The organism is Rhodococcus sp. R1101 (assembly GCF_000278445.1).
GTDB lineage: Bacteria > Actinomycetota > Actinomycetes > Mycobacteriales > Mycobacteriaceae > Rhodococcus > Rhodococcus gordoniae.
Genome location: NZ_AJVB01000621.1, coordinates 1 through 1,905, shown reverse-complemented (window position 1 = coordinate 1,905; position 1,905 = coordinate 1). Strand labels below are relative to the sequence as shown.

At 68.0% G+C, this 1,905-nt stretch carries 2 protein-coding genes and 1 pseudogene; all 3 read right to left on the bottom strand.

Going from position 1 to position 1,905, the window contains the following annotated elements; genetic code table 11:
* A partial coding sequence (locus R1101_RS0122450) for an MBL fold metallo-hydrolase (RefSeq protein ID WP_037224717.1) occupies window positions 1–708 on the bottom strand: 708 nt, incomplete at its 3' end.
* Window positions 708–1,614, bottom strand: a pseudogene (dapA, locus tag R1101_RS28215) (4-hydroxy-tetrahydrodipicolinate synthase). The gene R1101_RS0122450 and the pseudogene dapA, both read right to left, overlap by 1 nt.
* Before the next feature lie 83 nt (window positions 1,615–1,697).
* On the bottom strand, window positions 1,698–1,905 hold a 208-nt coding region (locus tag R1101_RS28210), incomplete at its 5' end, for an FAD-dependent thymidylate synthase (protein WP_037224715.1).

Genomic DNA, 1,905 nt, shown 5'->3' with positions numbered 1-1,905 from the left:
ACCCTCGTCGCCGAGGCGGGAGAAGCCCGCGAGATCGGTGAGGCGGTTGTCGAGCGGTAGCTGGTCGAGCTTGATGTCGCCGGTGTGCAGCACGACACCCGCGGCCGTGCGGATCGCGACGGCGATCGCGTCCGGGATGGAGTGGTTGACCGCGAAGTACTCGCACTCGAACGGTCCGTGCGAGGTGATCTGCCCCTCGACGACCTCGACGAGGTTGGGACGCTGACGGTGTTCGCGGCACTTGGCCGCGACCAGCGCCAGGGTGAACTTCGAACCGACGACCGGGATGTCGGGCCGCAGACGCAGCAGGAACGGCACGGCACCGATGTGGTCCTCGTGGCCATGGGTGAGGACGATCGCCTCGACGTCGTCCATCCGGTCCTCGATGTACCGGAAGTCGGGCAGGATCAGGTCGACGCCCGGCTGCTGGTCTTCGGGGAAGAGCACACCGCAGTCGACGATCAGGAGCCGTCCCTGATGCTCGAACACCGTCATGTTGCGGCCGATCTCGCCGATCCCGCCGAGCGCGACGACCCGCAGACCGTCGCGAGGGGCCTTGGGGGGCGTACCCAACCGCTCGGTGGGATCGGCGATGCGCGCGTCGGGCCGCTGGGGGGTGGCGGAGTTCTGCACCACCCGGCGCGGGGCGCGGGAGGGCGGACCGGCATTGCGGGTGGCGCGGCCACGGCCACGATCGGGGCGGCTCATCACAGCACCCCCGCAGCCTGGAGATCCGCCGCGAGAGCGTCGATCTGCGCAGTCACCGGAGCGACCTGCGGCAGACGAGGCTCTCCGACATCGATGCCGAGAAGTCGCAAACCCGCCTTCGAGGCACTCACCCCTCCCAGTCGCGCGACGGCCCCGGTAGATGGGGACCATCGACAAATTGATACGGCGCGCGAGTTCGAGATCACCGGCCTCGAAGGCGGTGTGCAACTCGCGGAGGCGACCGGGCACGAGATGGCCGATCACGCTGACGAATCCGACGGCACCGACGGACAGCCACGGCAGGTTCAGCGGGTCGTCGCCCGAGTAGAACTTCAGGTCGGTGGTGCCGATCAGTTCGGCACCCGCGTTCAGGTCGCCCTTCGCGTCCTTGACCGCGACGATCCGCGGGTGCTCGGCGAGCAGACGCAGCGTATCGGTCTCGATCGGCACCACGGATCGCGGTGGAATGTCGTAGAGCATGACCGGCAGATCGGTTGCGTCGGCCACCGCGACGAAGTGAGCGTAGAGACCGGCCTGCGGGGGACGCGAATAGTACGGGGTCACCACGAGCAGTCCGTGTGCACCGGCCCGCGCGGCGTCGCGGGCGAGCTCGGCACTGTGGGCGGTGTCGTTGCTGCCGGCGCCGGCGATGATCTTGGCACGGTCGCCGACGGATGCGAGCACGGCCCGCATCAACTCGATCTTCTCGTTCTCGGTCGTCGTGGGCGATTCGCCGGTCGTACCGGCGAGAACCAGTGCGTCGCAGCCACCGTCGACGAGGTAGTTCGCCAGACGCACGCCCGCATCCACGTCGAGCTTGCCATCGGCAGTGAACGGGGTCACCATCGCTGTGGCGACGGTGCCGAACGGAAGCTCGACAGCAGTTGCGGAATCACCGTTGGTCATGGTCAGAAGGCTACCGCGTGGCAGTGCCGCCTCGACACACGCCCGCCCCTCGAAGACGGATCGGAGATCGGTGACCTGGTCGATCAGAGATCGGTCGCGAGCGTGGGGGCAGCGATCTCGCTGCCGTCGGGCAACTTCGTGATCGTGAAGTCCGAGAACGCGTTCGGTGCTGCCTCCGCGAGCTGCCGTACACATTCGACGGCGAGACGCCGGATCTCGACGTCCGCGTGTTCGGTCGCCCGCATGGCCACGAAATGTCGCCACGAGCGGTAGTTGCCGGTGACCACGATC